The organism is Streptomyces carminius (assembly GCF_002794255.1).
GTDB lineage: Bacteria > Actinomycetota > Actinomycetes > Streptomycetales > Streptomycetaceae > Streptomyces > Streptomyces carminius.
The window spans coordinates 120,541-147,471 of the sequence record NZ_PGGW01000061.1 but is presented as its reverse complement, the minus strand read 5'-3'; the positions used below and the strand labels follow the sequence as shown (position 1 = coordinate 147,471).

Here is a 26,931-nt window from a genome sequence, read left to right as displayed (position 1 = left end):
ATGACGACCGGCAGGGCGATCAAGACCGTCACGGTGGGCGGAGTGACGATCGGGGAGGGCGCGCCGAAGATCATCACGCCGCTCACCGGCGGCACCCCCGAGGAGCTGTACGCCCAGGCGGAGGCCGTCGCCGCGGCACGGCCCGACCTCGCCGAGTGGCGCGTCGACCTCTTCGCCGGCCTCGCCGACTCCAATGCCGTCACCTCCACCGCCCGCGCCCTGGTGAACCGGCTGGCGGGCACCCCACTGCTGTTCACCTGCCGGACGCGGGCCGAGGGCGGCCGGGCGGAGCTGGACGACGAGGCGTACGGCGAGCTCAACGCCTCGCTCGTGCGCTCGGCCGCCGTGGATCTGGTGGACGTGGAGTACCGGCGTTCGCGCCCGGCGGTGGAGCGGGTCCTGCGGACCGCCCACGAGCACGGCGTGCCCGTGGTCGCCTCGAACCACGACTTCGACGGGACGCCGCCGAAGGACGAGATCGTCGCGCGGCTGTGCGAGATGCAGGAGCTGGGAGCCGACATCTGCAAGATCGCGGTGATGCCGCACTCGGCCGCCGATGTGCTGACCCTGCTGGACGCCACCCGCGCCATGCGCGAGGAGCACGCCGACCGGCCGCTGATCACCATGGCGATGGGCGGTCTGGGGCTGGTCTCCCGGCTGTCGGGTCAGGTCTTCGGATCGGCGGCGACGTTCGGTGCGGTCGGCGCGGCCTCCGCGCCGGGCCAGATCGACGTGGCGGAGCTGCGCGGCGCGCTGGAGCTGCTGGACCGGAGCGGGGCCGCGACGGACTGAGCGCCTTTTTGGAGTTCATTTTCGTCTGCTTCAGCTACGCTGCGCTGAAGTGGGCTGATTTCCGGAGCGCGGGACCGTGGTGATCACGAGCCGGCGGGGGCGCGGCGGAGATGTCTGAGGGTGGGGGTGCCTTTCGGTGCTTCGGTCAGGTGGCGGGTGCGTAGATGACGATCCAGTGATCCCGTGCGGTGTCGTGCAGCATTTCGCTCTGGAACGTCAGCCATCCGCGTGTCGGATGGCGCAACCGCTTCACGCCGGACCGTTCGGCGGCGACCTCGCCTCGTGCCCAGTGACGGCGAAAATCGCCGCTGGTGGCGGACAGTTCGGCGACGAGACCGCGGAGGCGCTTATCGTCGGGATAGCGGCCGATGGCGGAACGGAGCTCCGCCGTCGCCCAGCGGGCGTAGCGGTCGGCGCCCTCGTTGCCGAGGATGCGACGCGCCGTTGCCGCGAAGCCCTGGTGGACGATGTTGCGGCCGTACCGGCCCGTGGTGGGAGGCTCCCCGAGGATCTCGGTCGCCGCAGCATTGCGGGCCAGCACGTCCAGGCGTCCGTCGTGGACGGTGACGGGGATGGAGTCCCCGAAGCCCCGTAGCAGGCGGTCGAGCCCCGGACGGATCTCGCTGTCCGGCGCCGCAGGTTCGGGCGGTAGCTCGCCCGCAAGCCGGAACAGGTGGTCTCGCTGCGCCGAGAGGAGGCCGAGAGCCCTGGCCAGTGCGGCCAGTACCTCTCTCGAAGGATGCGCCACCCTTCCCTGTTCGAGGCGCGTGCAGTACTCGACGGAGATCCCCGCGGCCTCCGCCAGCTCCTGACGTCGCAGTCCGGGAACCTGTCGCCGCGAGAGGCGCCGGCCATCCGGCCGTTCGGGCGGTGTCGCCTTCGACCGTCGCTCCCGGAGGTAGCTTCCGAAGTCCGCCCTGGTTCTCGCCGACATGATCCCCATTCTCCGCCCAGTCGCGGGGTGCCTTCAAGTGCCGGGTAGGAGCGGGGTACCGGTGATGCCCCAGATCCGGACGGCGTGTTCGGGTGTGTTCCGGATCGCTCGGTGGCCTTGGTGATGTTGTCGGCTCCCAGCAGCCGCAGCCTGCCGGTGGCCGGGTTCCGCCGGGTGATCACCGGTCTTGTGTCTGTGCTGTTACCGCACCGGCCCCCACTCGGCAGGGGCGGTCCACGCGATCCCGGAACATGTGACCGCCCTGCCCCAACCGCGCGGGGTGGCCCTCCCAGGACCACTCCTCAGCAGGTCTTCCCGCCCCGACGGAGGCACCCGACAGTTGTTCAGGAGCACGATGTGCCGGCCAGCACGAGCGCTCGTCCACCGCAATCGCACCACAGAAGGAGAGTCCCGTGCCCATTGACCGCATCGCTCTTGTCACCGGAGCCAACCAGGGCATGGGCAAGCACGTGGCGAGGGAACTGGTTTCCGACGGCGTGACCGTGTTCGTCGGCTCCCGCGACCTCGCTCGCGGTGAGGCGGCAGCCCTGGAGATCGGCGGTGGAGCTGTCGCACTGCAACTGGACGTGACCGACGCCGCGTCGATTGCCTCTGCCGCTGACCGCATCCGGGAAACGGCAGGGCGGCTCGACCTCCTCGTCAACAACGCCGCGATCTCCACCACGCGCGACGACATTCGTGACATGTCCCGGTTGCGCGCCTTGTCGGCACCGAGCACGGTCTCCCTCGATGAGGTGCGAGCCGTCTGGGAGGTCAATGTCTTCGGCCCTCTGGCCGTCTACCAGGTGATGCTCCCGTTGCTCCGCGACTCGGCGGATGCGCGCATCGTGAACGTCACGAGCGCCCTGGGATCGCTGACGACCATGGCCGATCCGGCCTTTTCGTTCCATGCCGCGTTCGAACCGGTTTACGCCGCGTCGAAGTCCGCGCTCAACGCGATGACACTGTCGATGATGATCGAACAGGAAACCACCGGCATCAAGGTCAACCTCGTCTCACCGGGATTCGCAAACACCGCTCTCGTCAATTTCGAGGGAACGGAGTCGGTCCAGGACGCTGCGAGAGAGATCGTCCGAGTCGCCCGTCTCGGACCGGACGGCGCTTCCGGAACCTTCACGCTCTGGGAGGGCGTCGACCTCCCCTGGTGAACCCTTTCCCCGCGGAGCTTCCGCACGGGAAGACGGCCACTTCGCAGTTGACGGTGTGGTCGCGGGGCGTGGGCCGGCCGCTGAACGGGGCAGGGTGTGGGGGTGTGGGAGGCAGGCCGCGCCGGTCAGCGGGTCGACCGGGAAGCCGAGGGCTCGGCAGGCCCGTGCGGGAGCGCCGGCCGCCACACTGGCCGCGGCAGCGGCCACCAGCGCGGACAGCCGGTAGCGACGGCCGCGGACGTCTCGCGGATCAGGCACCAGGCCCAGGAATCCGGACAGACGGACCGCGTCCGCCGGCGGGCATGAGGGAAGCTGCGGGAGCAGGCACGGCCTCACCAAGTGGTCATGGGACTTCGGCACTCACATGATCACCGGGGCCGTGCCTGTACTGCGCTCGCCCCCTGCTCGAACAGGGACACTCCGCCTGTTTCCAGGTCACTCCGGCGAACCGGTCGAGGCGCAACCTTGCAAGAGGCCCTGATGCTTCACCGGCGCCGCAAAACCGTCCACGGCCGACCCAGCCGGATGACTCATGCTCCACCACCGCCTCGCCCGCGACCGCGAGACCCTCCCCGAACGCTCCGAAGCCGTGATCCACCTCGCCATCGGCGAGAACGCCGTCTCCTGACGCAACCCGGCACCACAGGCCGAACAGCGGATTCCGGGGTAAAGCACCGGGAGGGAAAGACCTCTGAGGGCGGCTTCCGGGACGGGGGCGTCCGGACGCGCCGTGTGCCGCTCCCGCGAACGCCCCGCCGCCGTCGGCGGGCATCACCGCCGGGCCGGTCGTCACCCGGCCGGGAGCGTGGCCGGTGCCGGGTGGCCGCTGCCGGTCCGCCGGCGCACGCGTGCGGCGTATCCTCGAACTCGTCATCGACCCCTCACCCAGGGCGCCTTCCACCAGGACGAGCCCACCCGGTGGGCAGGACAGCCGACCTGACCTCCGGGATCACCCGCCGGCCCGGCTCGGACCCGGGCGACGCCCTGCCCTCATGCCCCTCGCGCCGGCAGCCTTCAGCCGCCCGGCCGGGCCTGCCACGTGGCCCGGTGGCCGGGCACCGCACACCCGTCACCCCGCAGAACCTGCTCCGGAGGTACCGTGTCCGTCTTTTCCGGCCCGCGCTCCCTGCTCCGCGCCTTCGGCAGAGCGCCCAGCGGCGAACGCCTGGCGCGCATCCGCAGGTCGCCGCACTTCAAGGACGGCGCGTTCACCAACCCCGGCGGTCCGTCGCGCATTCGCCCGTCGGGCTCGATGCGGGGCTTCGCCAAGGTCTACTTCGACAAGGAGCAGCGGCTGCGCCGTATGCCCGGCACGGCGGTGCCGGTCCACGAGAGCACGCTCGCCGACCTCGCCCGGCCTCCCGCCACCGGACTGCGGCTGACCTGGATGGGTCATTCCAGTGTCCTCGCGGAGATCGGCGGGCGCCGGGTCCTCTTCGACCCGGTGTGGAGCGAGCGCTGCTCCCCGGTCTCCTTCGCCGGGCCCAAGCGGCTGCACCCGGTGCCCGTTCCGCCGGCCGCGCTCGGCCCGGTCGATGTCGTCGTCATCTCCCACGACCACTACGACCACCTCGACATGCCCACCATCAGGGCGCTGGCCGGCACCGACACCCTGTTCGCCGTTCCCCTCGGCGTCGGCGCCCACCTCGAACACTGGGGCGTGCCGGCCGGCCGGCTGCGCGAGCTGGACTGGCACGAGCAGACCGAGGTCCACGGCCTCACCCTGACGGCCACTCCGGCCCGCCACTTCTGCGGCCGCGGCCTGCGCAACCCCCAGCACACCCTCTGGGCGTCCTGGGTGGTCGCCTGCGCGGAGCACCGGATCTACCACAGCGGCGACACCGGCTACTTCGAGGGCTTCAAGGACATCGGCGCCGCCCACGGCCCGTTCGACGCGACGATGATCCAGGTCGGCGCCTACAGCGACTTCTGGCCCGACATCCACATGACGCCCGAGGAAGGCATACGCGCCCACCTCGACCTCCAGGGCGGACAGCCGCACGGCGTCATGCTGCCGATCCACTGGGCCACCTTCAACCTCGCCCCGCACCCCTGGTCCGAACCCGGCGAGGGCACCCTGTCCGCCGCGCGGGACGCCGGGGCCCCCGTCGCCCTTCCCCGGCCGGGCGAGCCCGTCGAGCCCGCCGCCGTACGAACCCCTGCCCGGCCGTGGTGGCGTGCCGCGGCCCCGGTGCCGGCGGAGGAGAGCGCGTAGCGGTGCGAGCCGTCGGTGCCCGGCGGGGCCCGCGGAATCCCGGCGCCGTTTTCCGTTCCGGTGTTCTCCGGTTCCGAGTACGGCTTTTCGCTCGGTCCGCTCTCCGTTCTCACGGAAGGCGTATCCGGTTTCCGGATTTCGGGGTGCCTGTCAACTGAATGCCGAATGAGGGCCCGCCGATGAGGGCCGGAAAGGGCGTGTGGGGAAAACCGGCCGATTCGATCGTTCTCCTTGACCTCCCGAACAAAACTTCGCAATACTGAACGCTTCCAGAAAGCGCTTACCGCACCTCCCCGTGCCTGCGGCCGCTCAACCGCTGCCTCCCCCCGACCGGGTACGGACGTACCCGGGGCAACCGGACGACCGGTCCCGACGCGTGCGCGGTAGGCACATCCCCCCACGAAGGAGTCCCCATGGGAAGCGGAGCCGCGAAGTCCGTCAGAAGACGCGCCCTGAGCGTCATGACCGCGGGCCTGCTGGCGGCGGGCACCCTGGCGGCCGTACAGGGTACGGGTGGAGCCGTCGAGCCCTCGGCGTCCCCGGCCCCCGGGCGGGCCGACGCCGGGGCGGCGCTCGCCTGCGGCGACGGCTCGTACCACGCCGAGGCGATACGGAACGGCGGCACCTGGACGGCGCGCCGGGGCGGCAGCACCGTCTACACCGGCAACAGCATGCGCGACGCGATGCAGGCCGCGGTCAACAGCCTGACACCGAACCGCGGCGTCAAGGAGCGGGTGGTGGTGCGCGGTTCGGGTTCGATCAGCGCCGGCACCCGGGTGTCGCTGCCCAGCAACACCGCGATCGACGTGTGCGGCACCATCGACGTCACCGGCTCCGGCTCGGGTGACCAGGCCCCGATCTACGCCCGCGGGGCGTCGAACATCGAGGTGGGTCATCTGACGCTGACCGGCTCCCCGCTGTACGGGATCTTCATGCGGAACGTCAGTGACGTGGTGCTCGGCCAGATCGACATGCGGCTCTCCAGTGGTCTGGGCATCCGCATCGACAACCACGGCAACCGCGCCGAGCGGTCGCGGAACATCCGCATCGACAGCGCCTACGTCTCCGGCGCCTCCAACCACGCGGTGGAGACCTACGGCGTGGACGGGCTGACGGTGGGCACGGTCACCGCCCGCAACGTCGGCTACTCCGGGCTGCTGCTCAACGACACGGTCAACGCCACCGTGACCAGGGTGGACGCCGAGAACACCGCCACCGGCACCGGCTACGCGGCGTTCCGCATGGCCAACCGCAACGGCCGGGTCGGCGACAGCTACCCGACCAACATCCGGGTCGGCGAGGTGATCGCCCGGGGCGGCGGGCGCGGGGTGTTCTGCGTCTCCGAGAGCGGCGGCGCGGTGATCGACCGGGTGACGCTGACCAACAACGGCAACAACGCCGTCCTGATCGAGAACTGCTACAACGTCACCCTCGCCGCCCAGAGCGGCACGGTCAGCGGCGGCGGCGAGGTCCGGCTGGCGGCGCGCGGCGACATGCCCGGCAACCGGGACATCACCCTGCAGAACCTGACGCTGACCAACACCTCGCTGCGGGAGAGCCCCTGCGGCACGAACATCACCTACCGCAACCTCGTCCTGAACAACACCAGCCGCAGCACCTGCTGAGCGAACGGCCCGTGCGGAGCCGCACGGGGCGGCGACGAGGTGTCCCCCGCCCGGGAACGGGCGGGGGACACCTCGCGGTGTCCTGTCCGTCCTGTCAGGTACCGCCGCCGAGCGGCGGGGTTCGCCGGGCTGCCGGTGGGGCGTGTCCCTGCCCGCGCACGCCCGTACGCGCCCGCGCGTGCCCCTGCGCAGACTTCCCGCCGTCCCCTCGTAAAGTCCCTGGTGTTCCCTTCGCCGGTTCCCCAAGAGGAGCACCATGACCTACCTCGCCGCCGACACGCGGTACGACGCCATGCCCTACCGCCGGGTCGGCCGCAGCGGACTGAAGCTGCCCGCGATCTCCCTGGGGCTGTGGCACAACTTCGGCGACGACCGCCCCCTGGAGACCCAGCGGGCCATCCTGCGCCGGGCCTTCGACCTGGGCGTCACCCACTTCGACCTGGCCAACAACTACGGCCCGCCGCCCGGCGCCGCCGAGGCCGACTTCGGCGTCAACTTCGCCCGTGACCTGCGCCCATACCGCGACGAGATCGTCCTCTCCACCAAGGCGGGCTACCACATGTGGTCCGGCCCGTACGGCGAGTGGGGCTCGCGCAAGCACCTGCTGTCCAGCCTGGACCAGAGCCTGGGCCGCATGGGCGTGGAGTACGTCGACATCTTCTACTCGCACCGCCCCGACCCCGACACGCCCCTGGAGGAGACCATGGGCGCCCTCCACACGGCGGTGCGGCAGGGCAAGGCCCTGTACGCCGGGGTCTCCAACTACACCCCCGAGCAGACCCGCGAGGCCGCCCGCATCCTGGCCGGGCTCGGCACCCCGCTGCTGATCCACCAGCCCTCGTACTCGATGTTCAACCGCTGGGTGGAGGACGGTCTGCTCGACACCCTGGATGAGACGGGCGCGGGCTCGATCGCCTACTCCCCGCTGGCCCAGGGCCTGCTGACCGACCGCTACCTGTCCGGCATCCCCGCCGACTCCCGCGCCGCGGGCGCCAGCCCGTTCCTGACCCGCGAGGGCATCACCGAGGAGACCCTCGCCAAGGTCGGCGCGCTCAACGAGATCGCCCGGCGGCGCGGCCAGACCCTCGCCCAGACGGCGCTGGCCTGGGTGCTGCGCGGCGGGCGGGTGACCTCCGCGCTCATCGGGGCCAGCAGTGTGGCGCAGCTGGAGGACAACGTCGCCGCCATCGGCAACCTCGACTTCGGCGAGGACGAGCTCGCCGAGATCGAGAGCCACCTGCGCTAGCCGTACCGGCCCGCGCCGCGGCGCCGGCCCGCCGCCCCCTGTGCGGCGGGCCGGAGCGGGCGGTGGCGTGCCGTGGCCGTGGTCCGCCCGCGGGAACCGGGCGCCCGGACGGCAGGGGACGGCAGAGGCAGGGGAGAAGGCATGACGATCACCGCCCGGCGGCTGTTCGTCCGCTGGGCCCGCGCGGCCGACGGCACGGTGGTGACGGTCGAGGCGGGCGGCTGCTCCGAGGGCTTCCCCAAGCTGGCGCCGTACCTCGCCCCCCACGCGCGCACCGCCTCGGTGGGGGCCTCCCGCTGGACCGTCCTCCCGCTGCGGGAGGCTCTCGACGCGGCCTCGGCCGCGATCGCCGCCGACCCGGAGCTCACCCGCTGCGCCGAGCCCGGCTGCCTGCGGTGCGAGCACGCGATCGCGGGCGGCCCGCTGGGCGAGGACCGGCCGGGCTGAGTCCGCACCGATACCTTTCCGGTGCCGGAAGGGTGCCGTGACGTGCGCGGACGTGCCTATGCTGCCCGGAAGCATCCGTTGCAGGGGAGGGAACGTCATGGCGACGAAGCACGGCACCGGGCAGTCGGTCGAGCTGGTCTACCGGTCGGCGCCGGAGGACGGCGAGGAGTGCCTGCGGATCGTGACCCGGCTGTCCCTGCGCACCTTCGTGCTCCGCTATCTGCGCAGGTCCGCCGTGCTGATGATCGCCGCGGTCTTCCTGACCCTGGTCACGGACATCCTGATCCTCCTGGTGGGCGGGGCGGTCGGCGCGGCCGCCGGCCTGCTGCTGGGCTTCCTGCGCTTCCGGGCCGCCAAGGGCGCGCTGGCCCGGCGGCTGTCCGAGCCGGCCGGGGCGGGGGAGGGCAGGCAGCGCCTGGTGGTCGACGGCTCCGGGGTCCGCCGCACGGCCGCCGGGGAGCAGACCGCCTTCGGCTGGGACCGCTACCCCCAGTACGTCGAGACCGCGGACCTGTTCGTGCTGCTGGGGGAGGACCGGGAGGGCCTCCTCGTCACCCCGCTGCCCAAGCGCGGGGCCCGGGGCACGGAGGGCGTGAACCGGCTGCGGGAGATCCTCGACCGGCACAGCACCCTCGCGGCCTGAGCGACCGGACCGCCGCACGGGCGGCCCTGCGGTCCGGGTGGCCCGAATCGCGGGGCCGCCGCGGCGATGCTTGGAAGGGGCAACTATACTCCTGGGGCATTCGAGCGGAGGAGGCGGACGCATGTCCGACGCGGAGGTGCGGGTGCGGCAGGCGGAGCCGGTGGAGCTGGTCTACCGGCAGACGGCCGAGGACTTCGACGAGGCCCTGCGGGTTCGGGCCCGCCGGGCCCGCCGGGACGGCCCGCTCCCTTACGTCCTGCTGCCCGCCGTGATGGTGGGCGTGGTGGTCTCCGTGTCCCTCGTCACGGACAATCCCGTCCTCACGGCGTTCACGGTGGCGGGAGGGGCGATCGGCATGGTGTTCGGCCTGCTGCGGGAGCGGGCGGTCAGGCGCGCGCAGACCCGGGAGCTGCTCCGTTTCGCCGAGGCGCAGGGCGAGTACCGCACGACGGTCGACGACGCCGGGCTGCACGTCACGGGCACCGGTACGAGCTCGTCGTTCGGCTGGGAGCTGTACGACCGGTACGTGGAGACCGTCGGCCTGTTCGTGCTGCTGAACGGGAAGGGGCAGGTCACCGGGTTCGCCGCGCTGCCCAAGCGCGGTGCCCGGGACGCGGACGGGGTGGACCGGTTGCGCGGGATCCTCGACCGGCACCTCGTCCGCGTGACCTGAGCGTCCGCGTGACCTGAGCGCCGGGCGGGCGCCGCCCCGGCCCGCTCAGCGCTTCGCCGCCAGCCGCCCCGCCGCCAGGCCGTCGCTGAGGTCGCGCACCAGCCGGGAGCCCAGCTCCTCCAGCCGCGTGCGGTACTCCTCGAACGCGGCCAGCTGCCGGAATACCTCGCTGTGCCGCAGCTGCTCGGCCGGGGGGAGCTGGAGCACCTGCAGCCGCCGTACGTCCACCCGGGAGGTGCTGGAGGCGTGGGTGCCCGCCTGCCGGCCGTTGGCCGGTGCCCGCAGGCAGCCCGCCAGGAACCAGGCGTCCACCTTCGCCGGATCCACCCGCAGGACGTACAGCTGGGGGCCCAGCGCCACGGGCGGGCCCTGGTGCACCCAGGCGGTGAAGCCGCGGATCACCCCGGCCACCACGACGTCCCCGGGCTCGGCCAGCACCGCTTCCGGCCCCGCCGCGTCCGCCCGGCGCAGCCGGCCCGTCGGGCCGCCGCCCCGTACCAGGTCCGCCACGGTCAGCAGCGGCACCCCGTCGTCCGGGCCGCCGTCCGCACCGCCGTCCGCCCCGGCCGGGGTATCGCCGCGCACCGTCCCTTCCGGGGGCTGCCGGCCACCGCGCAGGGTGAGGGCCCCGGCGCGGACGAGCTCGCCCACGGTGGTCGTGGGGTGTCCGGCGCCGCCCGTCGGCCCGCCCGCGCCCGCCGGTTCGAGGGCGGACAGCGCCTTCCCGGTGGTCCGCAGCCCGGTGACGGTCTCGTCGAACTCCCGCCAGACCTCCTCCAGCCGGAGGTCCGCGCCGTCCTCGGCGGGGGAGACGTACCGCCCCGGGGTCAGGTCCACCTCCTCGTCCAGCAGGTCGATGACGGCCATACGGCGGGCGCCGTCCGGCAGTTCCCGCTCCCCGCGCTCGAACGCCCCGACCGCCGACCGTACGAAGCCGGCCAGCGCCTCCCAGTCCACGCCGCCCTCCCGGCCGGCCGGCTGCCGGGGGGCCGAGGCGTCGGCCAGCAGCATCCCCGGGTCCGCGGCGGACCGGGCACCGTCGGGGGCGCGCAGCAGCCACAGGTGCAGTGACACGCTGTGCGGCTGGGCGCAGCCCGGCGGCAGGGCGATCACGGCGCGCAGCAGTCCGGTGCGCAGCAGCGCCCCGCGGACACGGCGCCCGGCGCGGCGGGAGGCGACGGCGGGCGGCAGCAGCAGCACGGCGGTGCCTCCCGGGCGCAGCCGGGACAGGGCGTGCTGGACCCAGGCGAGTTCGGACTCGGTGCGCGGCGGCAGACCGTGCACCCAGCGCGGGTCGGTGGAGAGCTCCTCGTAACCCCAGTCGCGCTCGTTGTACGGCGGGTTGCACAGAATGACGTCCGCGGCGGCGGAGGCGTGCGGATCGGCCCGCAGCGAGTCGCCCTCGCGCACGTCCGCGCGCACTGTGCCGCTGCCGCTGCCGCTGCCGCCGTCCCCGTCCTCGTCCGCGGTGAACGCCAGCCGGGCACCGGCCAGTGCGGCCAGCGCGGGGTCGCGGTCGCAGCCCAGCAGGGTGACGGGCTCAGCCCCGGCCGCCGTGCCCGCGCGGGCGGCGGCGGCCAGCAGATGGCCCGCGCCGCAGGCCGGGTCGAGCACGGTCAGCGGGGCACCGGCCGCGGGCGGCCGGACGGTGCGGGCGACCTCGGCCATCAGGTCCGCCAGCGGGCGGGGGCTGGCGCTGACCTGGCGGACATGGGAGTCCAGCCAGCGGCGCAGCAGGAACTCGAAGGTCTCCCGCGCCCCCTCCGCGCGGCCCAGCGCCACGGCCTCGCCGACCAGTTCGCGGGCCTGCTCCGACAGCCTCGGGTCCGGGACCCGGATCCGCTCGCCGCGCATGCGGCGCCCGGCCTCGGCGACGGCCAGTCCTGTCTCGTCCCGGCTGCCGAGCGCCTCGAACCCGGGCCAGAGCAGCTCGCGGCCCCCGACGTCCCCGAGCTTGCCGTTCTCCCGCAGCCACTGCTCGACCTCGGCGAGGGAGAACTGGGGGCTGGTGTCGGTGCCGCCGATCCGGGCGGGGAAGGTGTCGTGGCGGCGGCGCCAGTTGCTGACCGCGGCCCGCCCCACCCCGGCGATCCGGGCGATCTCCGCGAGAGTGACCGGGACTGCGCGCTGTGAGGGCATCGGGATCTCCGGGATCGTGTGCGGCCGGTGCGGGCGGCTGTTCGAACTCGGAGGGTTCGGAAGTGCTGACCGGTGCCAAGATTCGAACAACCCGTGTTGCCGGGAAGATTACTACGCTCATTGACACCGTTCACAAGGCGAGAACGGGGAGTCGGCCGCGGAAGACGGGGCGCGGCGTACGGCGGGCGGGGCCCGTCGGCCGGGACGCCGTACCGCCTCCGATGTGAACTCGGTGTGACCAAACTCGTGCACAGAGTGAGATAATCCATTGGAAGGCGTGGCATCCCGCCGTGCCGCGCGCATCCCCCGCTCGGGGATGCCGCCCCTCATGCAGTTGTCCCTCTTCTCTGTTCCGCGCCGCCGCAACCCCCCACCCCGCCGCCGGCGCGGAGAGCGATCCCTCACCACCACATGCGAAAAAAAGGGGGGACCCATGGACGTTGCCGCGTACCGCGGGGCCGTGTCCACCGCGTGGCGCTGCGCCGCCGTCGTCACCACCGTCATCGTCACCGTCGCCGTCACTGTCAACGAGTTGGTCACCGGACGGCTCTCCGGCAGGGGCCGGGATGCCCGTGCCGCCGAAGGGGGCCGCGACGGCACAGGTCCGCGCACCGCCCCGGACCATGAGGCGGGCATCCCCGCCGGTCCTCCGTTACCAGGGACGCCGGTCCAGGTGCCCGCACGGCGCTCGCGCCCGGCCGCCGGGCGCGGCGCCGGGCCCCCCGACCGCTCCGGGGCGGGCCGGGCGGAGACGGTACGGGCAGGGGAGGTACGGGCGGAGGAGGCACGGGACGAGCCACCGCGCGAACTGCGGGCGGTGCCGCCGCCGGCGAACCCGCCGGCGGAGTCCCGGGACGAACCGCCCGGTGCCCGGCGGCGCGGCCGTTCCCCGCGGCGCCGGCCGCACGACGCGGGCGCCCACGGTGTCGCCCGCGCCCCGGCGGGGGAGGAGGGCGGCCCTCCGCCTCCCGGCAACTTCACCGAACTCCTGGACCGGATGGGCGAGTTCCCGACGCTGCGCTTCACCGGCGACCGGAAGGTCACCAGGCGGCTGGACGAGAGGTCGATGCCGAACTGGATCGTCATCTGCTGGAACGGTCTGAAGGCGCTGGAGGACTTCGCGGCGGACTCCGTGGCGGGCCGGGCCGGGGGGGACTTCCGTGCCTGGTGCCGGAACCTCCCGCCGGGGCGGCACCCCTTCCCCGCGGGAAAGGTCAGGATGAAGGAGTCCGAGACCGTCCGGTGCAAGTCGGCCTGGCGCAGGGAGCGGATGCTGCCCGTGCCCAGGGCGGTCCACCCCTCCGGGAGGGTCTACATGGAGGCCCACCTGCGCATCGGCGCAGGGAACGCGGTCTCGCCGCGGCTGCACTTCCACGACGACACGGCGGGCACCGGGCTGCTCTACATCGGCTACATAGGCCCCCATCTGACCAACACCCGGACCACCTGAGCCCCGGTGACGCACGCACCGGCCGCCGGGCGCCGTCCACCGCCGTCCGGGTGCGCTCCGGCACCCGGACTTGCCCCTGACGCGCGGGTCAGGGTTTAGCGTCGCGGCCCCGGCACGGCCCCCGCACCGTGCGCCGACACCACAGGTGCCACCGGCCTTGCCGGTCACCGCAGAGGAGCGCCGTCATGCCCGCCCCGTCCGGCCCGGCCACCCCACCCGCCCGGCCCCTCCTGCCCCGTACGTCGCGCGAGGTCCGGCTGCTGTCCCGGCCGGACGGGCTGCCCGCGGCCGAGCACTTCGAGGTGGCCGAGGTGCCGCTGCCCCGGCCCGGCCCCGGCGAGGTGCTGGTACGGAACCGGGCCTTCCTCGTCTTCGCCGCGCTGCTGCGCATGGTGATCGACGGCCACTACCCGGGAGCGGCCCTGCGGCCGGGTGACGCGCTGTTCGGCCCGGCGGTGGGCGAGGTCGTCGCGGCGCCGGCGCCGGGCGGGCCGCCCGGTGGCGGGCCGCGTCCCGGTGACACGGTCCTGCACCAACTGGGCTGGCGCGAGTACGCGGTGGTGCCCGCCGAACAGTGCGCCGTGGTGGGCCCGGAGCTGCCCGACCCCGTCGCGCACCTGTCGCAGGGCTGGACGGCGTACGGCGCGCTCACCCGCGCCGTCGAGGTCCGTCCCGGGGACACGGTGTTCGTCACCGGCGGAGCCGGCGCGGTCGGCTCGCTGGCCGGGCAGCTCGCCCGGCTGCTGGGCGCGGAACGGGTGATCGGAAGCACCGGTTCGCCGGACAAGGCGCGGCGGCTGGTGGCGGAGCTGGGCTACGACGCGGCCGTCGTACGCGGCGCGGAGCCCGTCGCCGACCAGCTGGCGAAGGCCGCGCCGGACGGCGTCGACGTCCTGCTGGACACCGTCGGCGGGGAGCAGTTGCGGGCGGCGGTCGCGGCGGCCCGGCCCGGAGCCCGGTTCGTCCTGGTCGGCGGCCTGGCCACGCAACTCGCCCCGGAGGGCCTCGGCGGCGCGCGGCCGGCCGCGGTGGACTGGGTCAGGGTCGTCCTCAACCGGGTGACGCTGCGCGGGTTCAACGCCGCCGACCACCCCGACGCGCTGCCCGAGTGGAACCGGCGCTTCGGCGACTGGCTGGCCTCGGGGAGGATCAGTTTCCCGCACACGCGTCTGGCGGGCATCGAAAGCGGCCCCCGGGCGTTCCGGGAAGTGATCGAGGGCCGCCATCTGGGGGCCGTGGTGGTGGAGCCGTAGCGGCGGGCGCGGCACGGAGGAGACGGACATGCGGATCGGTGACGCGGCGGCGGCAGCGGGGACGACCCCCCGGGCGCTGCGGTTCTACGAGCAGCGCGGCCTGCTGCCCCCGCCGCGGCGCACCGCGACCGGACAGCGGCTGTACGGGGCCCGGGACGTGGCCCGGGTCCGCCTCGTCCGGAGACTGCTGGACATGGGGCTGACCGTCCAGGACGTCCGCGACTGCCTGGAGGACCCGGTGGTCGTGTTCGACGGCGACACGCTCCCCGCGTGCGACTCCCCGGAGTGCGCCGCCACGCACACCGCGCGGGTGATCGCGGACCGGCTGCGCGCCGTCGACGCCGAGATCGCCCGCCTCACCGAACTGCGCGAGCGGCTCGCCCGGCAGACGAGCCTCCCCGGCGAACCCCTCGAACCGGCGCGCTGACCCGGGCGGGACCGGGGGACCGCGCCGCGGCACCGCGGAATCGGAGTGCCGTGGCGTAGGGGTACGGGGCGGCCCGGCGGTCACGGCGGTGCCCTCAGCCGCGCTCGGGGAGGGGGTCGGTGAAGTGCCGGCCACGGTCGAGCAGGGCGTCGACGGCGGCCACGGCCGCGCGCAGCCGCTCCTCGTGGGAGCCGGTCAGGACCAGGTGGGGCAGGCCGCGGCGGGTCAGCTCGGTGCGGAAGCGGCCGGTCATCCAGGCCCGCAGATGCTCCCCGTCGCGCAGCCCGTCGTCCTCGAACGGCACGCCCTCGTGGTCGGTGAGCAGCCACAGGTCGTGGCGGCCGCGGGCGGCGACCGCCTCCACCGCCGGGCTGCGGCCACCGGTGTAGCGCTCGTGCCAGACGGTGGTGGCCAGGGCGTCGGTGTCGCAGAACAGCACGGGTGATCCGGTGCGGGCGGCGGCGTCCTCCCGGGCGAGCTGGCGTTCGGCGATCAGCTCGAACTCGGCCGACTCCCAGACCAGTTCCACCAGTGTCGCGCCGGGCCGCTCCGCCCGCAGCCGCGCGTACTTCTCCGCGCTGTACCGCCGCCCGTACTCGGGCACCCAGCGGGTGCCGGCCCACACCCCGCCGCGGGCGCGGTAGTGCCCGGCCAGGGCGCGGGCCAGGGTGGTGGTGCCGCTGGACTCCGCGCCGACCACGACCACCCGGCGGGCCAGGGCCGCCCGCACCGGGGCGGCCAGGTACTCCCAGCAGCCGGCCGGGTCCTTGCGGACGGCGGTGCCGGAGACCGGGTACGCGGCGCGGTCGGCGTCGACGGTGACGGCCGTCGCGCCGAAGCGGCGGCCGAGCTCGGCGCCGTACGCCTCGGAGGTGAAGACGGCGTCGACCGGCTCGGGGACGGCGGCCCGGAAGACCGCCAGGTGGGCGTCCCAGATCCCGGGGTCAGAGTAGTCGACGGGCACGTCGTCGACCGCGCCGACGACCTCGACGCCCTCACCGGGGTGCACCTCGCGCAGCCACGCCACCCGTTCCTCCAGCGGCACCGACTCCACCGACGAGGCGCACACCAGCACCGTGAGCCGGCGGCAGCGCACGGCGGCGGTACGGATCAGGTGGTGGTGGCCGGCGTGCGGCGGGTAGAACTTGCCCAGCACCAGCCCGTGCCCGAACTCCCGCGGCGCGGAGGCTGTTTCCGTCCCGATTTCCACGCCGATTTCCACCCCGTCTTCCGTCGCGCTCTCCATCCCGGTCCCCGTCCCGCTCATGCCGCGGCCCCGACCGCCGCGGGCCCGGCGTCCTCCCGTGCCTCCCGCCCGGCCAGCTCGCGCCGCCAGCCCAGCAGCCCGACCACGCACAGGGCCATGAAGCCCAGGTAGAGCAGCGCGGTCAGGTACAGGCCCTTGTAGGCGTACAGCGGGACGTAGACGATGTCGGCGGCGATCCACAGGTACCAGGACTCGACCTTCTTGCGGCACTGGCCGTAGGTGGCGGCCAGCGACAGCGCGGTGGTCAGGGCGTCCCAGAAGGGCACGGTGGAGTCGGTGGCCCCATCCAGCAGCAGGGTCAGCGCGACGGTGGCGGCCGCGGTCGCGGGCAGCAGCACCCACCAGGCGCGGGCGGTCGTGCGGGTGACCGGCAGCCGTCCGCCGGTGGCCGCCGGGCCGCCGGTGACCCACGACCACCAGCCGTAGACCGCCAGTGCGATGTAGACGATCTGCAGTCCGGCGTCCGCGTACAGCCCGGCCCCGGTGAACAGCAGGATGAAGAACAGGTTGTTGGCGATGCCGATCGGCCAGTTGGCGATGTGCTGCCGGGCGACGAGCCACACGCACAGCGCGCCGCTGCCGAAGCCCAGCACCTCCGTCCAGCTGACGGGGGTGTCCAGCAGGGTGAACAGCGGCTGCTGGAGCGGAGCGAGCAGGTCCGCGACGGTGTCGTTCACGCGGCGACCTCCTTAAATGTCAGGTTGACGATAAGGGAGTCGCGGTGCGGCGGCAAGAGCGTGGGGTGGACTGGCGGCGCGTGAGGCCGGTCACGTGCGGGCCGGGTGCCCACCGGGGCCGGGCGGCTGGCCCGGAGGAGGCGGGAGCGGCGGGCCGGTGGAAGAGGGAAGGGCCGCGCCCTCAGGCGCGGCCCCGGAAGGGGCGGGCCGTACGGGCGCCGGGGCAGGGCTCGAACCTGCGTCCACCCGGTCCCGAGCCGGGCGCTCCACCGCTGAGCTTCCCGGTGCCCGTACGGCCCGTGCGACGGGGGCAGGGCTCGAACCTGCGTCCACCCGGTTGAGAGCCGGGCGCTCCACCACTGAGCTTCCCCGTCGACAGCCCCGATCCTGTCGGGGGGCCACCGGCAGGGCAAACGGTTTTACGGGCCGGCTCCGCCCTCTCAGGCCCGGTCGGTGCGGGGCGCCAGTTCCCGGGCCGCCGGGCGTGGCGGCCGGCCGGAGAAGAAGCCCGCCGACCGCAGCACCCCGGCCAGCACCGGGTCGCCGACCGTCACGCCGTGCACCAGCTCCGGAGTGGGCCGGAACGGCACCGGGCGGACCTGGTCGCGCGGCCCGGTCCAGCCGCCGGCGACCGGGTCGACACCGTGGCGCCGGCACACCTCCGCCACCAGCGACCGCGGGCAGTCCGCCGTACCGCGCAGCACCTGCCAGGGCAGCGGCAGTTCGGCCCACACCCCGGTGTCCGGGTGCAGTCCGCCCCCGGTTTGCCGGTGCCAGGCGGCCACGTCGGCGGCCACCAGCAGCGGCACCTTGCCGGGGCAGAGCCGTTCGGTGATCTCCTCGGCGCCCATGGCGCGCAGCAGCGCGAACCAGTTGGCGCGGGCCTTCGTCCAGGCGCGGGCGGCCTGGTTCCAGGTCGTCGAGTCGTCCCCGCGGCGCACGATCATCGTGGTGCGGTCCAGCGGCCGGCGGCGCCAGGCCGTCTCCAGCAGTTCGGCCACGTCCAGCAGGAAGCGGTACCAGAACGCCAGCAGCCGTCCCCGCTGACCGTCCGTCAGGCGCCCGAGCACCGTGGCGGTCGGGTGGACGTGCGCGACCGCGTACCAGTTGGTGCGGTCGGCCCCGCTCCGCAGCCGCCGGAACAGCGCGTCCGCCACCTCGTCGTAGGCGCGCTGCTGCCCGGATACCGTGAACTCGCTGCGCAGGTTGGCGCGCGCGGTGAGGTAGGCGACGAAGGCGGCGGTGCCGGGATCGGCCGCGAACTCCTCGTACGGCAGCCGCGAGGCCAGCCCGCTCCTGCCGACCATCGTCACCTCGCGCCTGCGCCGCTCGACCACCAGCCGGGCCAGCTTCGCCTCCATCCGGCGCAGCAGCCGGAACCGCTTGTTGTACTGCCGCTTGGACAGCTCCCCGAGCCCGGCCGCCGCACGCTGTGGCCGGTTGAGCCGGTCGGCCAGGAAGTCGTTCGCCCCGAAGCGCTTGGCGATCTGCCCGCCCGCGGCCCGGATCGCCGCCTCGACCAGCTCGGGGTCGTCACCGGCCGACTCCGGCAGGGCGAGCAGTTCGGGCAGCGCCGGGAACAGCTCGGCGGCCCGGGAGAGCTGGCGCTGGGCGCCGACGGGGCGTGCGAAGTCCTCCAGCATCGAGGTGTAGCCGTGCCAGAGGTTCCGCAGCGAGCCGCGGGCCGCCTTCTCCAGCGCCTTCCGGGTGCGGCGGTCGAGCGGTCGCCCGCCGCTCTGCCCGCCGCCCCGCTCGCCGCCGTCCTCGAACAGCCGCAGGACCAGGTGCGCGATGTCCTCGGGTCGCCTGCGCTGCCCGAGGGAGGCGTGCAGTTCCCGCAGGAGCGGGCTCTCGGCGTGGTGGTGCGTCTCGTGGGACGCCTGCTGGGACATGGCGCCCAGCGTGGCGTACGCCGCCGGGCGGGGACCAGCGAATAACGCGCCGGCACCGCCACACCGCCGCACCGTCGCGGCCCGGGCGCCGTCAGCGGCGGGACTGGAACCAGACCACGGCCAGACCCACCAGGGCGGTGCCGACCCCGGAGCAGACGCCCCGGAGGAGGTGCCCGGCCGCGATGTGCCGGTGCCGTACGCCCCACCGGGCGAGGCGCCTCGCGGCGGGACCGATCCGCCGCCCGCGGGCGGTGCCGTTGCGCCTGATCTGCATGAGCGGTGTTCCTCTCGGCGTCTGACGGGAGTGCCGGGCACCCGGGAGTGCCGTCCGGACCGGTGCTCCGGAAGGCCCGGCCGTGGACCTGGCGGGGGCCGGGCCGGGACCGGGAGGGAAGCCGTGGCGTTCCGGACGGTGCGGTTCGGGTGGGTGGACCCGGGGAAGGCCGGGTGGCCAACTCCCCTGGAGCATAACGAGGTTCACGTGCTCATGCACACCCTTCTGCACATGCCGAAGACCGTGCAGATGAAATTGCAAAAATGCTCGTGCGTTCGACGCCCCGGCCGGGCGGCCCCGGACCGGTCACCGGCCACCCTGGTGCCGTACGGGGGTGCGGAGCCGTGCGGGTTCGTGCGGGTTCAGCGCGGTGCCGGCACCGCGCCGTCCGCCACCACCTCGACCCCCACCCCGGGCAGCCCGCCGCCCCACTGCCGGGCGAGGGCGGCGACGATGGCCGCCCCGGGCGGGGTGCGGCCCAGGCCGACGGCGTAGCGGGCCAGAGCCGGGCCGGTCTCGACGGGGCGTGGCCAGGCGTGTACGTCCGCCGCGCCGGCCTCCTCCAGGGCGGTGAGCAGCGCCCGCATCCGGCCCCGGACGGCACCGAGCACCCCCTCGAAGTCCTCGCCCGGCGGCGGGGCCACGGTCAGCACCGCCCAGGCCGCGTGGCGGCGGTGCATCGGCGGCGGGGACAGCAGTGCGGACCACAGGCCGGTGCCGCCGGTGCCGTTGATGCCGCCGGTGCCGTTTCCGGCGGCCGGGACCTGCTGGTCCAGGAGCTCCCAGGCCCGGTAGAGCTCCTGGACCAGCAGGTCCCGGCCGCCCGCGCCCACCTGGGAGGTGCAGGAGCGGACCGGGGCGGCGGGGGTCAGGACCGTCACCGCCGCGTTCGGGGAAGGGTGCGGGGAGAGACTCGGGGAGGGAGCGGTGCCGGCCGAGCCGTCGAGGGTGACCGGCTCCCGCCAGTCCCAGGCCGCCCAGGTGCCGAAGAAGTGCCGGAGCAGCTCACCGGCGGGCAGGTCCCCGGCCTCGCGCACCGTGCGCGCCGCCAGCACCGACCAGGCCAGGCCCGGCAGCCCGCCGAACGGTGCCGAGTCCAGACCGCGTGCCCGTGCCCAGGCCTTCACCCGCCGGGCCAGGGCGGCGAAGGCGGCATGGCGGTCGCCGGCGGCGGCACGTACGGCCGTCGCGTCGCCGACCGCACCGAGCGCGACCGCGGCGGCCCCGCCCAGCTCCGTGCGGCGGTCCACCGCCTCGGCGGGGTCGAGCGCTCCGGTGGCGACCAGGGCGAGGTCCACGCGCAGGCCGTCGGCCTCGAACCGCAGCCCCGGCACCCGGGCGCCGGTCACCTGCCGCGGCCGCGCGGCGTCCGGCAGCGCGGCGACCAACCGCTCCCGCAGGGACGGGAGGCCGAGGGCGATGTCGGTGCCGTCGGTGCCGCCCGGCAGCGCCGCCACCAGGTCCACGTCCGCGCCGGGCAGGGCGCAGCCCGTCCGTCGCGAGCCGACGAGGTGGACGGCCCCCTCGCCCAGCGCCTCCGTCACCCGCCGGACGATCCGCTCGGCCCGGTCGCCGTCCCCGGGGTCGGCGGCGGGGTCGGCGGCGGGGTCGGCCCCGGGGACGGCGGTCTGGGTGCGGGGGCCGTCGTCCGGCCATCGCACCCCGCCCGTGCCCGTGCCCCCGCCCGTGCCCGTGCCCGGCGCCACCGCGGCCCGGGGGTCCGTCGGCCCGCCGTCGCCATCTCCGTCACCGTCCCCGTCGCCGCCCGGCCGGAGCACGGCCGCCACCCCGTAGTGGTCCGACACGTACAGCCCCTGCGGCGTGGGCGTGTCGCCCAGCAGTTCCGCCCCGGTGACGCGGAGCCCGTCGCCGCGCGGCAGGACACGGTCCAGCCGGGCGGCCCGCCCCGACAGCGAGGCGAGGGCGGCCAGCGGGTTGGCACCGGGGTCGAAGGTGGGGGTGCGGTCGTGTGGCCCGTGGACCTCCGTCCAGGCGTCCCGCAGGCCGAGCACGGCGGCCGGGCCGTCGGGGCCCTCCCGCCAGTCGTTGAGGTCGCCCAGCAGGACCAGGTCCCCCGCCACCCCGGCCAGCCCCTCGGCGAGCCGCTCCAGTTCGGCCTGCCGCCGGGCCGGGCCCTCGGCGGAGTGGTCACTGCTCAGGTGGGTGGCGGCCACCGTCAGCGGACCGGCGGCGGCCGTCACGACGACGGCGGTGACGGCCTTGTGCGGGCGCAGGAAGTGCACCGCCGCCTCCCGCACGGGGAGTCTGCTGAGCAGCAGCAGGCCGTGCTCGTCGGCGTCCCGGCCGTACGGGTCGGTGCCCAGGGTGTATCCGTCCCGCACCCAGGGCGCGGCCAGCAGCATCTCCAGCAGCCCGGCCTCCACCTCCTGGAGCGCGATGACGTCCGCGCCGGACCCGGCCAGGGCCGCCAGCAGCAGCGGGCGGCGGTGTGCGGTGTCGATCCGGTCGCTGTCGTAGCGGTCCCACAGGGTGTTCCAGGTCAGTACGCGCACCTCGGGCGCGGTGCCGGGCGGCGCCGGGGGAGTGCGGGGCCCGCGGTCCGCGGGACGCCAGCGGCCGGCGGCCGGGTCCCAGGCGTGGGGGGTGCGGGCGGTGAAGAACGGTGCCCGCAGCCGGCGCGGGTCGCGCACCCGTCCGGCGGCCGAGGTGCCGACCCGGTCCACGCCCGTGGCGCGGTCCCAGACCACCTCGCCGTCCGCCTCCACGAACAGCACCCGGTGCCAGGGGATGTCGCCCCCGGGCGTGAACTCGGGCAGCGGAATCCGCTTCGGCCCGGCCCCGCGCCGGCGTACGCCCAACACGAACCGGGCCGGGTCCAGCCGCGGGTCCCAGCGGACCTGGTGGTAGATCTCCTCGCTGGTGCGCATCACCACTCCTCCCCGTGCAGCACGCCGTCGGTGTCCGCCACCGTCCCGTCCGCCCCCACGTACCACGTGCGGTGCGCCTGACCCGGGTAGGGCGGGACGTAGCGGCGCAGTTGCGCGGCCAGCACCTCCGGCGGCACCGGATGGGCGCGTACGGTGTTGCGGCGCGTCAGTTCGTCCTCGGCCACCAGTGTGACCGTGTGGGTCACCAGCGCGTTCCGGCGGTGTGCCACCGCGTGCACCCGGGCGCGCTGGTGCGGGGTGAGGCAGGTGGCGTCCCACACCACCGTCCCGCCGCCGTCCGCCGCGGCCAGCGCGGCGTCCAGCCGCGCCAGGCCCTCCCGCAGGACGTCGTCGTTGCCGCGCTGATCGGACCGGGAGCCCCGGGCCCGGCGCAGCTCGTCGAGGCAGACGTACGCGTCCACACCCGGCAGGGCGGCGGCGAAGGTGCTCTTGCCGCTGCCGGACGGGCCGACGAGCTGCACCAGCCGCGGGAAGTCCCCGGAGCGCCACCGCCAGCCGGCCGCCACCGCCTCCTCGGCGCCGCCGACCCGGCCCAGCGCGTACGCCTGTCTGGCCTCGGCCCAGCAGCGGTCGGCGGCGTCGCCGTCCAGCCCGGCGAGCGCCTCCCGCAGCCCCGAGCGCAGCCACTCCAGCGGCGCCTCGACGTCCAGCCCGGCCTCCTCGGCGTGCAGCGCGGACCACTCCACCTGCTCGCGCGCCGCCTCCGTACGCCCGGCCGGGACCGAGGCGGCGAGGGCGTGCAGCACCCCCGGGTCGGCGGCGAAGGACATCCGCACCAGCCCGGCCCGGCGCTCCTCGTCCGGGTACGGGCGGTGCAGGCCCGGGTGGAGTCCGACGAGGTCGGCGACGCGGCGGGCGAGCGGCATGCCCAGCGGTGCGGCCAGGCGGGAGGCCGCCCGGGCCCGCGGCATCCGGTGCAGCAGCGCGGCCAGCACCCCGGCCAGCCGCGTGTCCCCCGTGCGGCCCAGCGCGTCCAGCCGGTCCGTCACCTCGGCCACGGCCGTCCCGGCTGCGTCCTCGTTTTCGGGGTCTCCCGGGTCTCCCAGGTCGTCCGGCCGCGCCCCGACGGCGGCCGACAGGGCGGGCGCATCGACCGCCGCGCCCGACCGCACCGCCCACAGCGCGGCGGCGGGGCCCAGCCCGTTGGGGACGACGGCGGCGTGCATCCAGTGCGTGTCCGTCCGCACATGTCCCGGCCGCACCCACTTGGCCACCCGCAGCCCGAACTCCTCCCGGGGAAAGCCCGCGGCGGTCCGCACGACGTAGCCCTCCTGCCGCCCGGGATCCACCCGCAGCGCGCGCAGCGCCCGCTCGCCCCGCCCGTCGAGGACCCCCCGCCACAGCACGCGCGGCACCGGCACGCCGACGCGCCGCAGGAAGCGCACGGTGCGGTCCCAGTCCAGGCAGCGGTCGTGTTCGTCCCAGACGGAGAAGCCGTAGAAGAAGCTTTCCAGCTCCGGGTAGCCGATCGAGTGCCGGGCGTAGAGGTTCTCCCCGCACACCCGCCACCCGGACGGTATCGCCGCGCCGATCCGCCCCTGCAGGGCCTTCACCCAGGCCCGCGACGGATGGTGACCCGAGTCCGGGGAGCGGGCGTGGAGCCCGTCGCGGTAGAGGGTGGTGTTCTCCCCGTCGAGTTTCTCGGTGACCACGACCTCCGCGCCGCGCAGCCCGGCCAGGTCGGCGGCCCGTACGTCGTCCGGTGACGCCCCCGGCGACCAGGGCAGATGCGGTGTACGGGGGTAGTGCGCACGCATGATCCGCTCCTGTCGGCGCCACCGGGACGGCGGTCACTGACGGTCACTGTAGGAAGCGGCGGGGGAGCGCGGCCAGCGAATAACCACCGGTGGCCGCCGTCCGCCGGTGAATCGCCTCCACCGGCGGTCCCGTCATGGTGCGCGCCTCCTGCCGTGACGGGGCCGCTCCGCCCGCCGGGGCACCGTCACACGGGCTGGGACTCCCGCGGCACGGGGATGCCGCGGAACAGCAGGGCCGCCGCAACCCGGTTGCCGACGCCGCACTTGAGGTGCATCGACGCCACATGGTCCTTGACCGTGGCGGAGTTCGGGTTCAGCCGGTGCCCTGTCCGGTCGTTGCTCAGGCCGTCGGCCGACAGAGGGGACACCGGGCGCTCCCGGGGGTGAGCCTGCCGGGCCGTGTCCCCGCCGGGGACGTCCGCCGCCCACACGCGCATACCGGCGGCGAGCAGCTGGACGGCTCCGGCGAGCCGGGGCCGGTCGGGTCGGTGGGGAGCCCTTCGCCGGCCCCTGGCAGGGAGGGCCCGGGCGCGCTTCGCGGTCCGGCCGGGCGGGAGCGGAAGCCGGGCGTCACCAGCCACGGGCTGTGGGCCCTGGCATACGCCCTCACCAGTCTGTTCACCGTGCTCCGGGCTCCGGCCCGTCACGGCCGTGTGCGGGGGGGGCGCAACGTCTTCCACCGTCGGCGGGAGCGCCGGAGGTGGCCGACGTACGGCCTGAGCTTCACCGTGCCCGTCCCTGTGTGCTCCCCGTGCACGCCGCGAGCGCGGCCCGCCCCGTCCTGGACCCCGAGGGAACCCCCGTGGTACCACCTGTATGTCGCCGGTGCCGGACTGACGGCTCCGTTGCTCTTCCGGTCGGTGTGGAGGGGGCCTGTCCCGCGGGAAGAAGGCCGTCACGTTCCTGTCCTCGTTGACCCTCGCCCTGCTCTCCGTCGCCGTCTGACAAGGACAGATCCCGTATGAGTGTGACCGCCCTGTACCGGCGGACCCGCAGGCCGGCGGCGCTGTTCGTGATGGTCTGCGGACTGGTCGGCTGCTCGTTCCTGCTGTGGGTCTCGGACGCGGACGACGCCCTGCGCCACGCCCTGGCAGCCGTGCTCCTGGCACTGGGCGTCGCCGGCCCGGCCGTGGCGGCGGCCCTGGAGCGGCCGGCCCCGGCCGGGGTGATCGGCCTGCTGTTCCCCGCGGCAGCCGGAAACGCCGCGGTGGTGGGCAGCGACGCGCTCGACTTCCCGCAGACGCTCTTCGGACACCTGGCCGTCGCGGTGTCGCTGGCCCTGTGCGTCCTCGCCACGCTCCTGCGCGCCGAGCGGACGGCGAGCACCTCGCGGAACAGGTTCTGACGGCGTGTGCGGGTCCGCCGCCGCGGCCCGGCGGCTCGGCGTCAGGGACGCCTGAGCCGGGCCGCCACCGCCGCCGCCACCGCCGGGGGCAGCGCGGCGAGCAGTAGCCCGGCGGAGACCGACACGTGTTCGACCAGCGCTCCGGCGGCCAGGGCGCCGGCCGCGGTGCCCAGGGCGTTGGTGGAGAAGAACAGCCCGAACGCCTCGCCGTGCCGGCCGGGTGCCACCCGCGCGGGGACGAGGGCGAAGGTGAAACCGATGCCCGGTCCCAGGAAGCAGCCCGCCGCCAGGACGACCGCCAGCGCGCCGGGCAGCGGGGGCAGCAGTGCCAGTGGCAGGAGCAGCAGACCGTAGCAGGCGTGGCACACCACCGCCCGCCGTATGCCGCCGCCGTCACCGCCGCCCGTCCCGCTGCCGAGGAGGCGCCCCGCCGCGGGGGTGGTGAGCAGCAGGACGGCGAGCGCGCTGGACAGCGAGAGCGCCGCGATGAGCAGCCCGCCGCCCGCGGGGGCCGAGCCGCGGCTGTGCAGCAGGGCCGGCAGCCCGACGTCGAGGGCGCCGAGGTTCACCCCGACGCCGAGGCTGAGCAGGAGCAGCGGCCGGACGGCGCGCAGCAACCCGCCGGTGCGCTCCCGGGAGACCGGGCCCGCCGGGGCCCGGCGGCCGGGCACCCGCCGTACCGCCGGCACCGCCGCCAGCCAGAGCACCGCCGCGCAGGCGACCGGCGCGACGGGGCCGGCCTGTGCGAACAGCGCGGCGGCGAGTGCCGGCCCGGCGATCCAGGTGATCTCCGTGACGGCCGAGTCCCCGGCGAAGGCGCGGGCCGCGGTGCGTCCGCCCCACAGCAGCGGCAGCAGGCTCCGCAGCCCGCCGGGCACCCCGGCCGTGGCGACGGCGGCCCCGGCGGCCAGCGCCGCCGCCACCGGCATCGGGGCCCGTACCGCCAGGGCGGCCCCCAGCGCGGCCAGTAGCAGCGCCCCGCACACCAGCGGGACCGTCAGCCCGCCGGGCAGCGGCGCGCGGTCGAGCCGCCTGCCGCGCCACGGGGCACTCAGCGCGACGGCGGCCGCGTACGCACCGGCGACGACGCTGCCGGAGGCGAAGGAGCCGGTGAGGGACTGCCCGGCCAGCACCAGTCCCAGCGGGAGCATCGTGCCGGGGAGTCGGGCCGCCGCCGCGGCCGACGCGTAGAGCAGCCACCGGCGGTCCGTCCACAGCCGCTCGCCGGCGGGCGGGGGCGCGACGGGCGGCGGGTGGGGGTGCTCGGGGTGCTCGGTGCGGTGAACGTGGTCGGCGTGGTCGGCGGGCATGGCGTGATTCTTCCCCGGCGGATCCACCGTGCCCCTCCGCAGTCCGATCACCGGAGAAGTGAACCGACCGGGCGGCGGGCCGTATACGGAAGGGGACGGTCCACACCGTCCCGCACTGTTCCGAACGCAGAGAGAACTGGAAAACGTATGAAGCGCTCGCTCAAGCGAGTCATGGTGGCGGCCGCCGCGGCCGTCGCGGTGTCGGCCGTCATCCCGATGAGCAACGCCGCCGCGATCAACACCGTCGGCTGCGGTGACCGGACCGACTTCGTCAAGATCGAGTACGGCAGCGGCGGGAGCCAGGAGCTCTGCTTCGCCAACGCAGGCAGTGTGGGCCTCAACCTCCCCGACGCCTACCGGATCTCTTCGGGCAACAACCGGATCACCGTCGACTCGACGATCGGGGCCATCACCCTGGAGAAGTGGCAGGGCAAGAGGGTCGTCGACGGTTCGGTGACCATCACCCACCTACGGATCCACTGATCCA

Annotated in this window: 23 protein-coding genes, 2 tRNA genes and 1 pseudogene; 13 read left to right on the top strand and 13 right to left on the bottom strand. The window is 74.9% G+C overall.

The window, feature by feature from the left end:
• Positions 1 to 792, top strand: coding sequence for a type I 3-dehydroquinate dehydratase (gene aroD, locus CUT44_RS21450; RefSeq protein WP_100203547.1), 792 nt, complete (start codon positions 1 to 3; stop codon positions 790 to 792).
• A gap of 145 nt (positions 793 to 937) precedes the next feature.
• Here the strand turns inward: aroD and CUT44_RS21445 are convergent, their stop codons facing one another.
• On the bottom strand, positions 938 to 1,726 hold the full coding sequence (locus CUT44_RS21445) for a helix-turn-helix domain-containing protein (protein WP_199185787.1): 789 nt from the start codon (positions 1,724 to 1,726) through the stop codon (positions 938 to 940).
• Positions 1,727 to 2,139: 413 nt separating this feature from the next.
• On the opposite strand from CUT44_RS21445, the gene CUT44_RS21440 reads away from it, so the two are divergent.
• The gene (locus tag CUT44_RS21440; RefSeq protein ID WP_100203545.1) at positions 2,140 to 2,895 is read left to right on the top strand and encodes an SDR family NAD(P)-dependent oxidoreductase; all 756 of its coding nucleotides are present in this window, start codon (positions 2,140 to 2,142) and stop codon (positions 2,893 to 2,895) included.
• A gap of 174 nt (positions 2,896 to 3,069) precedes the next feature.
• On the opposite strand, the pseudogene CUT44_RS35065 reads toward CUT44_RS21440, so the two are convergent.
• Positions 3,070 to 3,219: pseudogene (locus tag CUT44_RS35065) on the bottom strand (ISAs1 family transposase); the annotation flags it as partial.
• Positions 3,220 to 3,994: 775 nt separating this feature from the next.
• Between CUT44_RS35065 and CUT44_RS21425 the strand changes: the two are divergent.
• The 6 genes from CUT44_RS21425 to CUT44_RS21400 all read left to right on the top strand — a co-directional run bounded on the left by CUT44_RS21425 (position 3,995) and on the right by CUT44_RS21400 (position 9,744).
• On the top strand, positions 3,995 to 5,110 hold the full coding sequence (locus CUT44_RS21425) for an MBL fold metallo-hydrolase (protein ID WP_100203544.1): 1,116 nt from the start codon (positions 3,995 to 3,997) through the stop codon (positions 5,108 to 5,110).
• Positions 5,111 to 5,523: 413 nt separating this feature from the next.
• Positions 5,524 to 6,735 (top strand): right-handed parallel beta-helix repeat-containing protein, encoded by a 1,212-nt coding sequence (locus CUT44_RS21420; protein WP_100203543.1) that lies wholly within the window; start codon positions 5,524 to 5,526, stop codon positions 6,733 to 6,735.
• Positions 6,736 to 6,991: 256 nt separating this feature from the next.
• On the top strand, positions 6,992 to 7,981 hold the full coding sequence (gene mgrA / locus CUT44_RS21415; protein WP_100203542.1) for an L-glyceraldehyde 3-phosphate reductase: 990 nt from the start codon (positions 6,992 to 6,994) through the stop codon (positions 7,979 to 7,981).
• Positions 7,982 to 8,122: 141 nt separating this feature from the next.
• Complete coding sequence (locus CUT44_RS21410) at positions 8,123 to 8,428, top strand: hypothetical protein (RefSeq protein ID WP_100203541.1); 306 nt, start codon at positions 8,123 to 8,125, stop codon at positions 8,426 to 8,428.
• A 97-nt stretch (positions 8,429 to 8,525) separates the two neighbouring features.
• Entirely contained in the window at positions 8,526 to 9,071 is a 546-nt protein-coding gene (locus CUT44_RS21405) for a YcxB family protein (protein ID WP_100203540.1), read from the top strand.
• A gap of 121 nt (positions 9,072 to 9,192) precedes the next feature.
• A complete protein-coding gene (locus CUT44_RS21400) occupies positions 9,193 to 9,744 on the top strand; it encodes a YcxB family protein (protein WP_100203539.1) in 552 nt (183 codons plus the stop codon).
• 45 nt (positions 9,745 to 9,789) lie between these two features.
• Here the strand turns inward: CUT44_RS21400 and CUT44_RS21395 are convergent, their stop codons facing one another.
• Complete coding sequence (locus CUT44_RS21395; protein WP_100203538.1) at positions 9,790 to 11,883, bottom strand: N-6 DNA methylase; 2,094 nt, start codon at positions 11,881 to 11,883, stop codon at positions 9,790 to 9,792.
• Positions 11,884 to 12,316: 433 nt separating this feature from the next.
• On the opposite strand from CUT44_RS21395, the gene CUT44_RS21390 reads away from it, so the two are divergent.
• From CUT44_RS21390 to CUT44_RS21380, 3 genes are all read left to right on the top strand, one after another.
• On the top strand, positions 12,317 to 13,333 hold the full coding sequence (locus CUT44_RS21390; protein ID WP_100203537.1) for a hypothetical protein: 1,017 nt from the start codon (positions 12,317 to 12,319) through the stop codon (positions 13,331 to 13,333).
• Between the two features lie 185 nt (positions 13,334 to 13,518).
• Complete coding sequence (locus CUT44_RS21385) at positions 13,519 to 14,586, top strand: MDR family NADP-dependent oxidoreductase (RefSeq protein ID WP_100203536.1); 1,068 nt, start codon at positions 13,519 to 13,521, stop codon at positions 14,584 to 14,586.
• A gap of 28 nt (positions 14,587 to 14,614) precedes the next feature.
• On the top strand, positions 14,615 to 15,013 hold the full coding sequence (locus CUT44_RS21380) for a MerR family transcriptional regulator (RefSeq protein ID WP_100203535.1): 399 nt from the start codon (positions 14,615 to 14,617) through the stop codon (positions 15,011 to 15,013).
• Between the two features lie 94 nt (positions 15,014 to 15,107).
• Here the strand turns inward: CUT44_RS21380 and CUT44_RS21375 are convergent, their stop codons facing one another.
• From CUT44_RS21375 to CUT44_RS21335, 9 genes are all read right to left on the bottom strand, one after another.
• Positions 15,108 to 16,223, bottom strand: coding sequence for an AAA family ATPase (locus CUT44_RS21375; protein WP_233221547.1), 1,116 nt, complete (start codon positions 16,221 to 16,223; stop codon positions 15,108 to 15,110).
• A gap of 53 nt (positions 16,224 to 16,276) precedes the next feature.
• The gene (gene pnuC, locus CUT44_RS21370; protein ID WP_100203533.1) at positions 16,277 to 16,957 is read right to left on the bottom strand and encodes a nicotinamide riboside transporter PnuC; all 681 of its coding nucleotides are present in this window, start codon (positions 16,955 to 16,957) and stop codon (positions 16,277 to 16,279) included.
• A 215-nt stretch (positions 16,958 to 17,172) separates the two neighbouring features.
• Positions 17,173 to 17,244, bottom strand: a tRNA-Pro gene (locus CUT44_RS21365).
• Between the two features lie 15 nt (positions 17,245 to 17,259).
• Positions 17,260 to 17,331, bottom strand: a tRNA-Glu gene (locus CUT44_RS21360).
• A 66-nt stretch (positions 17,332 to 17,397) separates the two neighbouring features.
• Positions 17,398 to 18,849 carry a hypothetical protein gene (locus CUT44_RS21355; RefSeq protein ID WP_100203532.1) on the bottom strand — a complete coding sequence of 484 codons (1,452 nt, stop codon included), beginning with the start codon at positions 18,847 to 18,849 and terminating at the stop codon, positions 17,398 to 17,400.
• A gap of 91 nt (positions 18,850 to 18,940) precedes the next feature.
• Positions 18,941 to 19,123: a hypothetical protein gene (locus CUT44_RS21350; RefSeq protein ID WP_100203531.1), complete on the bottom strand. Its 183-nt coding sequence runs from the start codon at positions 19,121 to 19,123 to the stop codon at positions 18,941 to 18,943.
• A gap of 362 nt (positions 19,124 to 19,485) precedes the next feature.
• Entirely contained in the window at positions 19,486 to 22,011 is a 2,526-nt protein-coding gene (locus CUT44_RS21345) for a poly(A) polymerase (RefSeq protein WP_100203530.1), read from the bottom strand.
• Positions 22,011 to 23,789 (bottom strand): RNA ligase family protein, encoded by a 1,779-nt coding sequence (locus CUT44_RS21340; RefSeq protein WP_100203529.1) that lies wholly within the window; start codon positions 23,787 to 23,789, stop codon positions 22,011 to 22,013. Before CUT44_RS21340 ends, CUT44_RS21345 begins: the two co-directional genes overlap by 1 nt.
• A gap of 185 nt (positions 23,790 to 23,974) precedes the next feature.
• The gene (locus CUT44_RS21335) at positions 23,975 to 24,157 is read right to left on the bottom strand and encodes a MalT transcriptional regulator family protein (RefSeq protein WP_146252277.1); all 183 of its coding nucleotides are present in this window, start codon (positions 24,155 to 24,157) and stop codon (positions 23,975 to 23,977) included.
• Between the two features lie 593 nt (positions 24,158 to 24,750).
• On the opposite strand from CUT44_RS21335, the gene CUT44_RS21330 reads away from it, so the two are divergent.
• Positions 24,751 to 25,134, top strand: a complete 384-nt coding sequence (locus CUT44_RS21330) for a hypothetical protein (protein WP_100203527.1) — start codon at positions 24,751 to 24,753, stop codon at positions 25,132 to 25,134.
• Positions 25,135 to 25,175: 41 nt separating this feature from the next.
• On the opposite strand, the gene CUT44_RS21325 is transcribed toward CUT44_RS21330, so the two are convergent.
• Positions 25,176 to 26,444 carry a hypothetical protein gene (locus CUT44_RS21325; RefSeq protein WP_100203526.1) on the bottom strand — a complete coding sequence of 423 codons (1,269 nt, stop codon included), beginning with the start codon at positions 26,442 to 26,444 and terminating at the stop codon, positions 25,176 to 25,178.
• Positions 26,445 to 26,591: 147 nt separating this feature from the next.
• On the opposite strand from CUT44_RS21325, the gene CUT44_RS21320 reads away from it, so the two are divergent.
• Positions 26,592 to 26,927 (top strand): beta/gamma crystallin domain-containing protein, encoded by a 336-nt coding sequence (locus CUT44_RS21320; RefSeq protein WP_100203525.1) that lies wholly within the window; start codon positions 26,592 to 26,594, stop codon positions 26,925 to 26,927.
• Positions 26,928 to 26,931: the final 4 nt, after the last annotated feature.

What these genes read in the sequence shown, in the direction of transcription:
- aroD (WP_100203547.1), top strand. Translation starts at nt 1, where the DNA reads ATGACGACCGGCAGGGCGATCAAGACCGTCACGGTGGGCGGAGTGACG.
- CUT44_RS21445 (WP_199185787.1), bottom strand. Translation starts at nt 1,726, where the DNA reads ATGTCGGCGAGAACCAGGGCGGACTTCGGAAGCTACCTCCGGGAGCGA.
- CUT44_RS21420 (WP_100203543.1), top strand. Translation starts at nt 5,524, where the DNA reads ATGGGAAGCGGAGCCGCGAAGTCCGTCAGAAGACGCGCCCTGAGCGTC.
- mgrA (WP_100203542.1), top strand. Translation starts at nt 6,992, where the DNA reads ATGACCTACCTCGCCGCCGACACGCGGTACGACGCCATGCCCTACCGC.
- CUT44_RS21410 (WP_100203541.1), top strand. Translation starts at nt 8,123, where the DNA reads ATGACGATCACCGCCCGGCGGCTGTTCGTCCGCTGGGCCCGCGCGGCC.
- CUT44_RS21405 (WP_100203540.1), top strand. Translation starts at nt 8,526, where the DNA reads ATGGCGACGAAGCACGGCACCGGGCAGTCGGTCGAGCTGGTCTACCGG.
- CUT44_RS21400 (WP_100203539.1), top strand. Translation starts at nt 9,193, where the DNA reads ATGTCCGACGCGGAGGTGCGGGTGCGGCAGGCGGAGCCGGTGGAGCTG.
- CUT44_RS21395 (WP_100203538.1), bottom strand. Translation starts at nt 11,883, where the DNA reads ATGCCCTCACAGCGCGCAGTCCCGGTCACTCTCGCGGAGATCGCCCGG.
- CUT44_RS21390 (WP_100203537.1), top strand. Translation starts at nt 12,317, where the DNA reads ATGGACGTTGCCGCGTACCGCGGGGCCGTGTCCACCGCGTGGCGCTGC.
- CUT44_RS21385 (WP_100203536.1), top strand. Translation starts at nt 13,519, where the DNA reads ATGCCCGCCCCGTCCGGCCCGGCCACCCCACCCGCCCGGCCCCTCCTG.
- CUT44_RS21380 (WP_100203535.1), top strand. Translation starts at nt 14,615, where the DNA reads ATGCGGATCGGTGACGCGGCGGCGGCAGCGGGGACGACCCCCCGGGCG.
- CUT44_RS21355 (WP_100203532.1), bottom strand. Translation starts at nt 18,849, where the DNA reads ATGTCCCAGCAGGCGTCCCACGAGACGCACCACCACGCCGAGAGCCCG.
- CUT44_RS21350 (WP_100203531.1), bottom strand. Translation starts at nt 19,123, where the DNA reads ATGCAGATCAGGCGCAACGGCACCGCCCGCGGGCGGCGGATCGGTCCC.
- CUT44_RS21345 (WP_100203530.1), bottom strand. Translation starts at nt 22,011, where the DNA reads ATGCGCACCAGCGAGGAGATCTACCACCAGGTCCGCTGGGACCCGCGG.
- CUT44_RS21340 (WP_100203529.1), bottom strand. Translation starts at nt 23,789, where the DNA reads ATGCGTGCGCACTACCCCCGTACACCGCATCTGCCCTGGTCGCCGGGG.
- CUT44_RS21330 (WP_100203527.1), top strand. Translation starts at nt 24,751, where the DNA reads ATGAGTGTGACCGCCCTGTACCGGCGGACCCGCAGGCCGGCGGCGCTG.
- CUT44_RS21325 (WP_100203526.1), bottom strand. Translation starts at nt 26,444, where the DNA reads ATGCCCGCCGACCACGCCGACCACGTTCACCGCACCGAGCACCCCGAG.
- CUT44_RS21320 (WP_100203525.1), top strand. Translation starts at nt 26,592, where the DNA reads ATGAAGCGCTCGCTCAAGCGAGTCATGGTGGCGGCCGCCGCGGCCGTC.